The organism is Acinetobacter sp. ANC_7503, from assembly GCF_056780035.1.
Map to the genome: position 1 here is coordinate 210,388 of NZ_JBWYJA010000003.1, position 11,825 is coordinate 222,212.

Sequence of the window (11,825 nt, forward strand, 5' to 3'; positions counted from 1 at the left end):
ATGTCTCCACTTTTCGATCAACGAATTTCAAAATTTAAGTCACATCGACTCGGATACTTCAGCTTCATTTTATTTATCGCGATCTTTATTTTATCCTTGGGGGCAGAGTTTATTGCCAACGAAAAACCAATACTTATTTATTATAAAGAAGAAATTTATTTCCCAATTTTTAAGCCTTATCCTGAAACAACATTCGGTGGTGTCTTTGAGACTGAGTCTGATTATAAAGATCCAGCTGTTCAAGAATTGATTAATGAGCATGGATGGCAGATTTGGCCTATCATCCCATTTTCATATCAAACACCTAATTATGAATTGGCAGAAGCTGTACCATCTCCACCGACCTCCGTGAATTGGTTAGGCACAGATGATCAAGGTCGTGATGTCTTGGCGAGATTAATATATGGTATTCGTATCTCTTTGCTGTTCGGCATTGCACTTACTATTGGATCTGCATTCATAGGAATTACCATTGGTGCTGTCCAAGGCTACTTTGGCGGTTGGTTGGATCTGATCGGTCAAAGGCTGTTAGAGGTGTGGGGTGGTCTACCAATGTTATTTATTGTGATGATCTTAGTGAGCATGTTTACACCAAGCGTATATTGGCTGTTTTTAATTATGCTGATGTTTGGTTGGACTGCGTTAGTTGGTCTTGTTCGTGCAGAGTTTCTGAAAGCCAGAAATTTGGACTATGTGCGAGCTGCGAGATCACTCGGTGCTACAGATAGTCAAATTATTATCAAACATATTTTACCCAATGCTATAAGTTCGTCACTCTCACAGCTTCCTTTCATTCTTACCGCTAATATTACCGCACTTACAGCATTAGATTTTCTGGGCTATGGTTTGCCACCTGATACAGCTTCAATTGGTGAAATTTTATTGCAGGGTAAGAATAATCTATCAGCACCGTGGTTGGTTTTATCTGGATTTTTTAGTCTAGCAGTTGTGTTATCTATTCTTATTTATATTGGAGAGGCTGCTCGAGATGCATTTGATCCAAGAGGCTAAACCAATACTTGAAGTCAACAAGCTCAATATACAGTTGAATGAACAAAAAATCTTAACTGATTTGTCTTTTAAGCTAAAGGCGGGTGAGACAGTAGCCATTGTTGGTGAAAGTGGTTCAGGAAAATCTTTAGCTTGTCTAAGTCTTCTAGGTCTTCAAGATCGCGCTCTAGACTTAAGTGGTGAAATCATATTTCAAAATGAAGATCTGCGTCTAAAACACGAAGATCAGTTGCGCTTAATACGTGGCAATAAGATCGCGATGATATTTCAAGAGCCAATGACAGCGCTTAATCCATTACATACCGTTGAAAAAATTATTTCAGAACCATTATGGTCGAAGGGGTTTAAGAAGAAAGACATTCGAAAAAAAATAGAAGAAGTGCTTTGTGATGTAGGGTTGGGGAACTCATCAGACATCCTCAAGCGATATCCACATCAGTTGTCTGGTGGGCAGCGTCAAAGGGTGATGATCGCAACAGCTCTGATTTCAGAACCTGAAATTTTAATTGCAGATGAACCAACAACAGCCCTTGATGTATCACTACAGAAACAAATTTTAAATTTAATTAAAGACCAAGCACATCAAAAAAATATGGCCTTAGTTTTGGTTAGTCATGATTTAAGGTTGGTGCAACAATATGCTGATCAGGTATTGGTTTTGTCTAAAGGTGTCACAGTTGAACAGGGTGATGTCTCTCAAATATTCCTGCAGCCTCGCCATGAATATACTCGACTGCTCCTTAATCAGCAGTTTGATTCGATTTCACCCATCAGTGAACAGGCCAAAGAACTTTTAAATACTGAACATCTTCGAGTGCGGTATCCACCTAAGCTGAATTTTCTGAATGTATTTAAAACTCAATTTATAGCGGTGGAAGATTTATGTTTTCAGCTTAAACAAGGAGAGTCGCTTGGTATTGTAGGTGAAAGTGGATCTGGAAAGACCAGTGCTGCACTCGCGCTTGCACGACTCATAGAGTCAATAGGTACCATTGAATTAAATCGTATCAATCTCAATCAATTGTCTGACAAGCAACTTAGAGCGCATCGAAAAGATTTTCAAATCGTTTTTCAAGATCCTTTTTCGAGTCTCAACCCAAGAATGAATGTTTTGTCATTATTAACTGAAGGGTTAAGATTAAAAAAATTGAGAAAGAGTGAAAAATTAAAACTCGCGATCCAAGCCCTTGAAGAGGTTAATCTCACAAAAGAATTTCTTGATCGTTATCCTCATCAAATGTCGGGTGGCCAGCGACAAAGAGTATCGCTGGCCAGAGCACTTATTCTGAAACCTCAATTACTCATTCTGGATGAGCCAACATCTGCATTAGATCGTAATACACAAATAAAATTGGTGAAATTACTTCAAGATATACAGCAGAGAACAGGGATCAGTTACATCTTTATTAGTCATGATCTGAAAATTGTGAAAGCGTTATGCCATCGAGTTATAGTGATGAAAGATGCAAAAGTTATAGAAATTCAAGAGACAGAACGTTTATTCCGTGCACCGATTCATGCTTATACGCAACATCTTATACAAAGTAGTTTATAAAAGTTATTTGACAAGAAGGATTGTCAATTCTAGACTGAAATTCAGGGAAGTCACGCCTAATTGGTTTTAGGTTTAGATAAGCACAAAATTGAGAACTTCAAGATGAGTAAAATTGCTGAGCCGATTCAAATTCGCAATACAACTTTCAAAAATCGCATTATTAAAGGCGCAATGAGTGAAGCTCTAGCGAATACTGCTGGTGAACCAAATCATTTGCACACAGGCTTGTATGAAGCTTGGGCAAGAGGAGGTTTAGGGGGTTCAATCACAGGAAATGTAATGGTTGATCTACGTGCGAAGAATGAGCCTGGTGTCGTCGTGGTCGAAAATGAGCGAGATTTACCTAAATTAAAGGCATGGGCTGACCTAGGTAAACGTTATGGTATGGTCCAGCTTGTTCAATTGTCTCATCCGGGCAGACAGTGTCCTAAAGGCTTAAATAAAGAAACTGTTGCACCGTCTGCTGTTCCATTTAGTGCTATGTTGGCTACTACCTTTGCTACTCCACGGGCTCTCGAGCATGAGGAAATCCTAGATTTAATCCAAAGGTTTGCAACCTCTGCAGCGATTTGCGAAAAAGCGGGCTTTGAAGGTGTTCAATTACACGGTGCTCATGGATATTTAATAAGTGAATTTCTATCGCCACTGACCAATAAACGTAATGATCAATGGGGTGGGAGCATTGAAAATCGTATGCGTTTTTTATTAGAAATTTATAAAGCTGTTCGAGCTGCAACATCTGATAATTTTATCGTTTCAGTGAAATTGAATTCCGCAGATTTTCAACGAGGTGGAATTACTGAAGAAGAAGTGATTCAAGTATTTAAAGCTATTGATGATGCAGGAATCGATTTAATTGAAATTTCAGGCGGTACGTATGAAGCGCCCGCAATGGCAGGTGCTAAAGCTGAACAGCGTAAAGCAAGTACCATTGCACGTGAGGCTTACTTTTTAGATTTCGCAGAGAAAATACGTAAAGAAGTAAAATGCAGACTGATGGTTACAGGTGGATTCAGAACCGTTAAAGGGATGAATGATGCTTTAGAAAGTGGTGCATGTGACTTTATTGGAATTGCACGCCCGCTCGCTGTAGAAACGGATTTAACTGATCGTTTGATTGCAGGACACGATGTTAGGTATGCAGTAAAACCAATTAAAACAGGAATTCCATTTATTGATAAAATGGCAATTATGGAAATTATTTGGTATGCGGCACAATTCAAAGCGATTGGTGAGGGTAATCAACCTAATCCAAAACTTTCACCTTTAAAAGTTTTTCTGAATTATGCAAAAGGAAATGTGAAGGCTATCATTCAAGGTAAAGTTAATTCAAGAAAATCTGCATAGTGTGAATCAATATATATAAGGAGCCTTGATGGCTCCTTATTTTATGAGGCGACTTAGAACTAAAGCGCAAGCGTTTGAAAAGGGAAAAGTATCTTAGAAACTTCTTGGGTTGCCCATAATCCGATCGCTCGTGGATGATAGTAAGGTGATAGATATGGAATTAATAATGTGAGTTTATCGTTTGTATCATCTAATGAATGACATTGATGTTTGATCTGTTCAAGTTCATGTTGATTATTGTATTTTGAGAGCCAGTTTTGATCTCCTGTTACAGGCATTCTTTTTAAACGAATAGTTAATGATTCCCCTTGAATCCAGTCTTTGATCAGCATTTTCTCAGTTGCATTAAATACACCAAACATTTTGCCATCACTATCGTGAATAAGTTTCCAAAAACGACTTTCTTCGACAGGTCTGTTTTTAATAATCCATTGTTTATCAATTAAGATTTGAACAAATTCAGATATTAATTGAGGTTGAGCGAGCCACTCATTAATAGACTTGCCACTGAATTGACATTTTTGGTTATGGATATGTTGACCGACAACTGCTTTTCTTTGCAGAAGTTGATAAACGCTTTGAGTCAGATCAATTTCTTGGATGATATTTGTTGAGCTCAAGCCAAGATCATTCATTTGGAAACCCATTTTAACCAATTCAAGATATTTTGATTTATCTTGAGCTTGATGATAATGATCAATAAATGCCTCTATTGATTTTTCAGCATGTCCATTGTGTGCATTATCAATTGTAATATGAACATTAAAATAATGAGGATCAATTCCAAGTTCTGCTAACTCATAATTGGTGATTAACAGGTGTAGTGGTAATTGTTCATAACCCAAGTTAAATCCAATTACCAGTGGAAATAAATCATGTGGTACATATGCGAGAGCAAGTTGAACAGCGGCTTGTTCGAAATAAATATCATCTAAATAATTAATGTACGGTTCAAGCTCGAAATGTCGCAGTAAGCTTTGATACATGCAAACATGATTTGCTTTAGCATCTCCCAAGCCAAGTTCTTCTAAGTAGATATAGCTTAGATCTTTGCTTTCAAACAGAGAGGGGTGCGTAAGAGATGAATATAGCCAGGAGCCATCTACATATTTAACTGGAGCAACTTTATATAAAAATTCTAAAGCATGAGAGATGGTTGGAAAGTAGTCACGCCCAAGGCCTGATTTTCGTTGATCTAGATAACTTTGAAATTTAGAACAAGTTTGATCATGTTCGTGTTGTATATGTTGCCTAACTTGGTCTACCTGATCAATCCACGATAAATGAGTCGTATTGAGTTGATCGAATAGTGAAAGAACATAGGTTTCAGCATATTCTGTTTTACATTCACGACTCACTTTAGGGTCTAAAAAAAACTCAACCCAGTCTTTATTTGTTTTAGGACTAATTGTATTTAATTGTGATGGGGATGCTAGGGGATTAAGTACGGTGTTGTCCAACATCATCTTCTCCAAGCGTTATTAAGGGTTTAAACCACCATAACCTGCAAAGATGATAATGTTGTTTATTTTGTGTTCGATTTTTAGGGTGACTAAGTTATAAAAAAAAGCCCAAGTCTTAAATGCTTGGGCTTTTTTATGAGATGTATCATCTAGAATATGGCGTCCCTACGGGGATTCGAACCCCGGTTACCGCCGTGAAAGGGCGATGTCCTAGGCCTCTAGACGATAGGGACAGTGCAGAAATATATTTTAAACCATGTTATTTCAATTGAAATTAATGGCGTCCCTACGGGGATTCGAACCCCGGTTACCGCCGTGAAAGGGCGATGTCCTAGGCCTCTAGACGATAGGGACTTAATAAAATCTACTTCTGAAAATTGGCGTCCCTACGGGGATTCGAACCCCGGTTACCGCCGTGAAAGGGCGATGTCCTAGGCCTCTAGACGATAGGGACGTTTCAGAGGTGGGCGTATAATAGGGTGAAAATAGGGGGGTGTCAAACGCATTTCAGCAAAAAAATTAAAAAAATGGTGTGTTCGTATGAAAATAAAACAATATTGAATTTAAAGGCTAAATTTAGATCAAATTTCCAAGAAATATTAGAAAAGCATTTGGAAAATAGGAACTGTCTAAGCAAAAAAATAGCGACCGAAGTCGCTATTTCAAAATCAAGATTTATCGTGATAAAACAGGTAATAACTGGCATAGCATACAGCAATGAACGCTAAACACCCGAAAAAGCTAATACGCATACTTGGATCAAATACCATACTTAAGCATGTGATAAAACAGAACACAAAACCTAAGATTGGGACAATTGGAAATAATGGAGCAGCAAAGCCCAGCTCTTCTTTTTTGCGCCCTTGCTTATACCAATCGCGTCTGAAATTAAATTGGCTTAAACAAATACTCATCCACACAACGACCATTGTAAAAGCAGCAATACCTAATAAATTGGTAAAAATAGTCTCAGGTGCGAATTGTTCTGACAATAAGCCTGGTAACCCACCGATCATTGTCACGATCACTGCAACATAGGGGATACCACGTGCATTCACTCTAGAAAATACTGCAGGGAGCTGCTTTTTGTAAGATAAAGACCACATCATGCGTGACGCAGCAAACAAACCAGAGTTAGCAGCTGATAATAAAGCGGTAATAATTACAAAACGGATGATATCTTCTGCATAGGGAATACCAATATGCTGGAAAACAGTCACAAATGGAGAGCTACTCACACCTTCAGCAGCTAAGCCAGCTTCTTGATGTGGAAGAAGTGACGTTACTACAATGATTGTACCTACGAAGAAAATCAACAGACGAAAAATCGCTGTATTAATCGCTTTAGGAACATTTTTAGCTGGGTCTTTAGTTTCACCAGCAGCAACCCCAATTAATTCTGTTCCAGAGAATGCGAAGTTTACGATAAGCATCGTAGCAAAAATTGGGAATAGACCTTCAGGGAACCAACCTTGTGCAGTTAAATTGCTAAATAAAGGCGCCGTTTCGTAACCTTGATAGCCAATTACACCAAAAATTGCGAGTAGGCCTAAGAGAATAAATGCAACAACAGTAATAACTTTAACTAATGCCAGCCAAAATTCAGATTCTGCGAACCATTTTGTGGAAATCATATTTAAAACAAATACGAATACACCAAAGACTATAGTCCACATCCACATGGAACTATCTGGGAACCATTCCTGCATGAGGAGGGCGGCGGCTGTAAACTCAGTTCCTAATGTAACCGACCAAGTTAACCAATATAACCAAGTGATGGTATAGCCTGTTCCTGGTCCAATATATCTTTTGGCATAAGCACCAAACGAACCAGACTCAGGCATATGAACGGCAAGCTCACCTAAACACAGCATAACCATGTAGGCGATAATCCCGCCAAGGATATAAGAAATAATGGCACCTATAGGCCCCGTTTGTGCAATGACTTCACCCGAACCTAAGAAAAGTCCAGTACCGATTGCGCCGCCAAGCGAAATCATAACCAGATGTCGAGTACTCATAGCGCGTTGTAAAGGCGCAGAATTGCCCTGATGCGAAGCATCATTCGGAGATGAGTGCATAGGATTGAAAATTCGAAACAAATGAAGCGAGTTATTGTAGTGAAAAACTACAATTCTTCAATGAAATAATAGTAATTTTGAATATTGAGTGATCGTATGAAACGATAATGGCGTCCCTACGGGGATTCGAACCCCGGTTACCGCCGTGAAAGGGCGATGTCCTAGGCCTCTAGACGATAGGGACGTTGCGAGGTGCTTGTATATTAAGGATAGACATTTCAATTGTCAAAAGCTTCGTATCAAAAAAAGTTTTAATCGTTCATACATTAAGCAAAAACAATCAATTAGTTTTAATTTTGATTAAACTGACAACAATAAGATTTTTCATGTATTTAAATAACATGGAGAGAAGGTCCTCACTATAAAAAACGATCCGCTTTATATTCATCATATCAAACCAGCCATCTGTAAAATTTGATAAGATGACGTGGTAAGACAACGAAGGAAAGAGGCGTGTTGCCATTTAAACTCTGGGTCGATGCTGATGCATTACCTAAAATTTTGCGTGAAGTCATTTTAAGAGCTTCTGATCGTTATCAACTTGAAGTAACTTTTGTCGCCAATCAAAATGTAGGAATAACTCCTTCTGTTCGTATTAATTCAATACAGGTGATGAGTGGAGCAGATCAAGCTGATAAAGAAATTATCGAACGTATGAAAGAACATGATATTGTCATGACGCAGGATATTCCTCTAGCAGCTCAAGTCATCGAAAAGGGTGGCGTTGCAATTCATCCACGTGGTGAAATTTGGACAGAAGCTAATATTAAGGCACGATTACATTTGCGTGATTTTATGGAAACTTTGAGAGGGGCTGGAGTTCAAACCGGTGGACCACCGCCAATTTCAGAAAGAGATAAGCGTGAATTTTCAAGTGCTTTGGATCAAACGATTCAAAAACAAAAAAGAAAAACTGCCTGATTTATCTTATCAATCGAGTTCACATGCCAGAAAAATCTAAACTTATGCTCATTTATGCCTTATTGGTCATCATCTGGGCAACAACTCCACTTGCGATTGTGTGGAGTGTAGAAGATATTTATTTAATGTGGGCATTGGTGATTCGATTAGGCTTGGCACTGCCTATCGCGGCATTGCTTCTCATTGTTTTAAAGGTAAAATTTCCTTTAAATTCAATTGCATTGCATAGTTATTTTGCTGGTTCATTTAGCTTGATTGGTTCACAATTTTTTACTTATGTAGCTACTGATTATCTAAGTTCTGGCATGATTGCACTGATGTTTGGATTAGCACCAATTATGGCAGGGCTTATTGGAAAATTTATCTTTCAACAAGATTTGCATAAGCTGCAATGGTTAGGAATGATCGTCGCGATTACTGGGCTCGTAGTGATCAGTTTTACTGGATCATCACAACATATCCATCCCATTGGAATTGGTTTAATGTTGCTTAGCGTTTTTTCATACGCAATGTCAATTTTTTGGGTAAAAAAAATAAATGCTGATGTAGCACCGATGGCACAGGCGACAGGTTCAATACTTGTTTCTACCTTTGTTGCATGTTTAATTGTGCCATTTATATGGAAATATTTACCTACTGAATTACCTTCAATGAAGTCATTACTTGCGATCATATATTCTGTTGTTATGGCTTCATTAGTGGCTATGTTTTGTTATTTCTATTTGGTCAAAAAAATCCAACCGACGACATTGTCACTGACAAATGTAATGACTCCAGTTCTAGCACTTGGTGTAGGCGCTGCATTTAATCATGAGAAATTAACGCTAGGTATGATACTGGGAGCAATGATCCTACTTCTGGGATTGTTTATGTATTTTTATCGTGATATAGAAGCGAATCAGAAATTTAAACAAAAAGTATTAAAGCCTTAAGTTGGATGCTCAGCGATTCTGTGAGTTTTTTAAATGCTTCAAGGCTTCTGTTAACTTTACTTTGTCTTGGGGATGTAACGTTAGAAAATATGCACCGGTTCTAAACAGCCCATTTTCTTCTTGATTGCTGTAGACAACTTGTGCAGTTGCAGCGATATGAAAATCATTTTCAGGGTGACTCAATGTGATGTGTATATAGGTTTGTTCAGGGATATGTTGCTCAGCATAAAAACTAAAACCCGTTTCAGACAAATTGACTTGAGTAGGTACTGGTAACATGGTTTGTACAATAGAGTCGTAAAGTGAGCCCGTAATGAGGTTTAATTTTTGATTAAATAAGGATAATATCCGAGCAATTTGTTGATCTTTTTGATTTAATTGTTCTAATTCGTACATAAGCGCATGATCAAATTGATCTAATTCTGCAAGTAAGAGAAAATAGCGCGGTAGTACAAAATTTGAATCATAGGGATCATTCAAAGCGACATCTTTAGTGATGATCTGATAATTTATTCTTAAGGCAGCATCAATACGTGACATGACGCGTCTTTCAATATTGCCACTTTGATGCTGAAGATTTTCCATTAAAACACCTCGGACTAGATGGTATGTTTAAACCGATCTCGCTGTATATAGGGTTGAGATACACTCGCGCACGGCGAAGTAATCACTTTATTTCTTTTATTGCTTTAGTTTCCATGATCGGTCTGACTTTGGGCGTCGCTGTTCTCATTACTGTGTTATCTGTAATGAACGGTTTCGATCGTGAATTAAAAAACCGTGTCTTGGGAATGGTACCTCAAGCGACTGTTTCCTCTACACAAATTCTAACAGACTGGCCTGAGCTTGCAAAGAAAATAGACCAACATGAACATGTGACGGGTGTTGCACCTTTTACACAGTTGCAGGGGATGTTAACAGCCCAAGGACAGGTTGCAGGGATAATGGTCACAGGTATTGAGCCTGACTATGAAAAAAATGTATCTATTATTCAAAATCATATGGTTCAAGGCGACATCAACTCATTAAAGAAAGGTGAGTTCGGGATTGTTTTGGGCAAGCAGATGACGGATGCTTTAGGTTTAAGTCTCAATGACAATGTAACATTGGTATTACCTGAAGCGACACCATCACCCGCTGGCGTTGTTCCAAGATTTAAACGTTTTAAAATTGTCGGTATTTTTAGTATTGGTGCGGAAGTGGACTCGATGATGGGTTACATCGCGCTAAATGATGCTTCGACACTGTTGAGACTGCCGGATGGTGCACAAGGTATCCGTATGAAGCTAGATGATATCTTCAAAGCACCACAAGTCGCTGAAGAAGTTGTTATGGATTTACGAGGCAATTTCTATCCATCAAATTGGACTTATACGCACGGCAATCTCTTTAGTGCCATTCAGATGGAAAAAGCAATGGTTAGCCTTTTACTTTTCCTCATCGTCTTGGTTGCAGCATTTAATATTGTATCTTCATTGGTGATGGTGGTTACTGATAAAAAATCTGACATTGCTATTTTAAGAACCTTAGGTGCTTCACCAGCAACGATCACTAAGATTTTTATGGTACAGGGTACGGTGATTGGTGTTGTAGGAACACTGGCAGGAGCAGCACTAGGTATCATCTTTGCAACGAGCATTAGTGGATTTATTGGCTGGTTGAACACTGCTTTTGGACTAAATTTGTTCGATGCATATTTCATTAACTATTTACCATCGTATCTACGTTGGCAAGATGTGGTGGTGATTGTTAGCTTATCACTAGCGCTAAGTTTCCTTGCAACAATTTATCCAGCGCTGCGTGCTGCCAAAGTTCAACCAGCAGAGGCTTTACGCTATGAGTAATATTGTCTTAGAAGCCAAAAATATTCATAAACATTTTACAGATGGTAAATCAACTGTTGAAGTGATTAAGGGATTGGATTTAGTTGTTGAGCAAGGACAATTTGTTTCAATTGTTGGATCAAGTGGTTCGGGTAAGAGTACGCTGTTACATGTATTAGGGGGGCTTGATCGTCCGTCCGAAGGTGTGGTGATGCTTAATGGTCAGCGTTTTGACACTTTAGGCGAAGCTGAACGCGGTTTCCTACGTAATGAACACCTCGGATTTGTGTATCAATTTCACCATTTACTTCCTGAGTTTACGGCTTTAGAAAATGTATCAATGCCGCTGATGTTACGTAAAGATGCAACTTTTAAAGAAGTAAAAGAACGTGCAGAATATTTGTTGAATAAAGTGGGTTTATCACATCGTTTAACGCATAAACCAGGTGAGTTATCTGGCGGTGAGCGACAACGCGTTGCGCTTGCACGGGCTTTAGTGGCTCAACCTAAATTGATGATGGCAGATGAGCCTACTGGAAATTTAGATCGTAAAACTGCCGTCACAATTTTTGAATTGCTTTCCGATCTGCGTAAAGAATTTAATATGTCAATGCTCATCGTGACCCATGATGAACAGCTCGCACAAACTGCTGATAAGATTTTGCATATGCAAGATGGATTGTGGGTATAGG

At 38.6% G+C, this 11,825-nt stretch carries 10 protein-coding genes and 4 tRNA genes; 7 read left to right on the top strand and 7 right to left on the bottom strand.

All coding sequences use genetic code 11. The annotated features are described in order from the left end of the window. The 3 genes from AC1M9M_RS06150 (at window position 1) to AC1M9M_RS06160 (ending at window position 3,913) form a co-directional block, all read left to right on the top strand. Window positions 1-1,011: an ABC transporter permease gene (locus tag AC1M9M_RS06150; RefSeq protein WP_481595873.1), complete on the top strand. Its 1,011-nt coding sequence runs from the start codon at window positions 1-3 to the stop codon at window positions 1,009-1,011. Next, window positions 989-2,566, top strand: a complete 1,578-nt coding sequence (locus AC1M9M_RS06155) for a dipeptide ABC transporter ATP-binding protein (RefSeq protein WP_481595874.1) — start codon at window positions 989-991, stop codon at window positions 2,564-2,566. Before AC1M9M_RS06150 ends, AC1M9M_RS06155 begins: the two co-directional genes overlap by 23 nt. A 102-nt stretch (window positions 2,567-2,668) precedes the next feature. Then, window positions 2,669-3,913 carry an NADH:flavin oxidoreductase/NADH oxidase family protein gene (locus tag AC1M9M_RS06160; RefSeq protein WP_481595875.1) on the top strand — a complete coding sequence of 415 codons (1,245 nt, stop codon included), beginning with the start codon at window positions 2,669-2,671 and terminating at the stop codon, window positions 3,911-3,913. Window positions 3,914-3,972: 59 nt separating this feature from the next. On the opposite strand, the gene AC1M9M_RS06165 is transcribed toward AC1M9M_RS06160, so the two are convergent. The 6 genes from AC1M9M_RS06165 to AC1M9M_RS06190 all read right to left on the bottom strand — a co-directional run bounded on the left by AC1M9M_RS06165 (window position 3,973) and on the right by AC1M9M_RS06190 (window position 7,641). Further along, complete coding sequence (locus tag AC1M9M_RS06165) at window positions 3,973-5,376, bottom strand: iron-containing redox enzyme family protein (protein ID WP_481595876.1); 1,404 nt, start codon at window positions 5,374-5,376, stop codon at window positions 3,973-3,975. Window positions 5,377-5,533: 157 nt separating this feature from the next. Further along, window positions 5,534-5,609: transfer RNA gene (locus AC1M9M_RS06170), tRNA-Glu, on the bottom strand. Window positions 5,610-5,654: 45 nt separating this feature from the next. Then, window positions 5,655-5,730 (bottom strand) — tRNA-Glu (locus AC1M9M_RS06175). Between the two features lie 24 nt (window positions 5,731-5,754). Then, window positions 5,755-5,830 (bottom strand) — tRNA-Glu (locus AC1M9M_RS06180). 214 nt (window positions 5,831-6,044) lie between these two features. Beyond that, on the bottom strand, window positions 6,045-7,457 hold the full coding sequence (locus AC1M9M_RS06185; RefSeq protein ID WP_481588952.1) for an amino acid permease: 1,413 nt from the start codon (window positions 7,455-7,457) through the stop codon (window positions 6,045-6,047). 108 nt (window positions 7,458-7,565) lie between these two features. Then, window positions 7,566-7,641, bottom strand: a tRNA-Glu gene (locus AC1M9M_RS06190). 269 nt (window positions 7,642-7,910) lie between these two features. Here AC1M9M_RS06190 and AC1M9M_RS06195 point away from each other — a divergent pair. Both AC1M9M_RS06195 and AC1M9M_RS06200 read left to right on the top strand, forming a co-directional pair. Beyond that, a complete protein-coding gene (locus tag AC1M9M_RS06195) occupies window positions 7,911-8,378 on the top strand; it encodes a YaiI/YqxD family protein (protein WP_035266848.1) in 468 nt (155 codons plus the stop codon). 23 nt (window positions 8,379-8,401) lie between these two features. Then, a complete protein-coding gene (locus AC1M9M_RS06200) occupies window positions 8,402-9,310 on the top strand; it encodes a DMT family transporter (RefSeq protein ID WP_481588953.1) in 909 nt (302 codons plus the stop codon). A 9-nt stretch (window positions 9,311-9,319) separates the two neighbouring features. Here the strand turns inward: AC1M9M_RS06200 and AC1M9M_RS06205 are convergent, their stop codons facing one another. Further along, window positions 9,320-9,895 (bottom strand): PilZ domain-containing protein, encoded by a 576-nt coding sequence (locus AC1M9M_RS06205; RefSeq protein WP_035266851.1) that lies wholly within the window; start codon window positions 9,893-9,895, stop codon window positions 9,320-9,322. A 23-nt stretch (window positions 9,896-9,918) separates the two neighbouring features. Between AC1M9M_RS06205 and AC1M9M_RS06210 the strand changes: the two genes are divergently transcribed. Next, on the top strand, window positions 9,919-11,154 hold the full coding sequence (locus tag AC1M9M_RS06210; protein WP_481591824.1) for a lipoprotein-releasing ABC transporter permease subunit: 1,236 nt from the start codon (window positions 9,919-9,921) through the stop codon (window positions 11,152-11,154). Next, entirely contained in the window at window positions 11,147-11,824 is a 678-nt protein-coding gene (lolD, locus tag AC1M9M_RS06215) for a lipoprotein-releasing ABC transporter ATP-binding protein LolD (protein ID WP_481595877.1), read from the top strand. The genes AC1M9M_RS06210 and lolD overlap by 8 nt, the downstream gene beginning before the upstream one ends. The last annotated feature ends 1 nt before the right edge of the window (window position 11,825 follow it).

Excerpts from the sequence above, each read along its gene's own strand:
- AC1M9M_RS06150 (WP_481595873.1), top strand. The coding sequence starts at position 1 with ATGTCTCCACTTTTCGATCAACGAATTTCAAAATTTAAGTCACATCGA.
- AC1M9M_RS06155 (WP_481595874.1), top strand. The coding sequence starts at position 989 with ATGCATTTGATCCAAGAGGCTAAACCAATACTTGAAGTCAACAAGCTC.
- AC1M9M_RS06160 (WP_481595875.1), top strand. The coding sequence starts at position 2,669 with ATGAGTAAAATTGCTGAGCCGATTCAAATTCGCAATACAACTTTCAAA.
- AC1M9M_RS06165 (WP_481595876.1), bottom strand. The coding sequence starts at position 5,376 with ATGTTGGACAACACCGTACTTAATCCCCTAGCATCCCCATCACAATTA.
- AC1M9M_RS06185 (WP_481588952.1), bottom strand. The coding sequence starts at position 7,457 with ATGCACTCATCTCCGAATGATGCTTCGCATCAGGGCAATTCTGCGCCT.
- AC1M9M_RS06200 (WP_481588953.1), top strand. The coding sequence starts at position 8,402 with ATGCCAGAAAAATCTAAACTTATGCTCATTTATGCCTTATTGGTCATC.
- AC1M9M_RS06205 (WP_035266851.1), bottom strand. The coding sequence starts at position 9,895 with ATGGAAAATCTTCAGCATCAAAGTGGCAATATTGAAAGACGCGTCATG.
- AC1M9M_RS06210 (WP_481591824.1), top strand. The coding sequence starts at position 9,919 with ATGTTTAAACCGATCTCGCTGTATATAGGGTTGAGATACACTCGCGCA.
- lolD (WP_481595877.1), top strand. The coding sequence starts at position 11,147 with ATGAGTAATATTGTCTTAGAAGCCAAAAATATTCATAAACATTTTACA.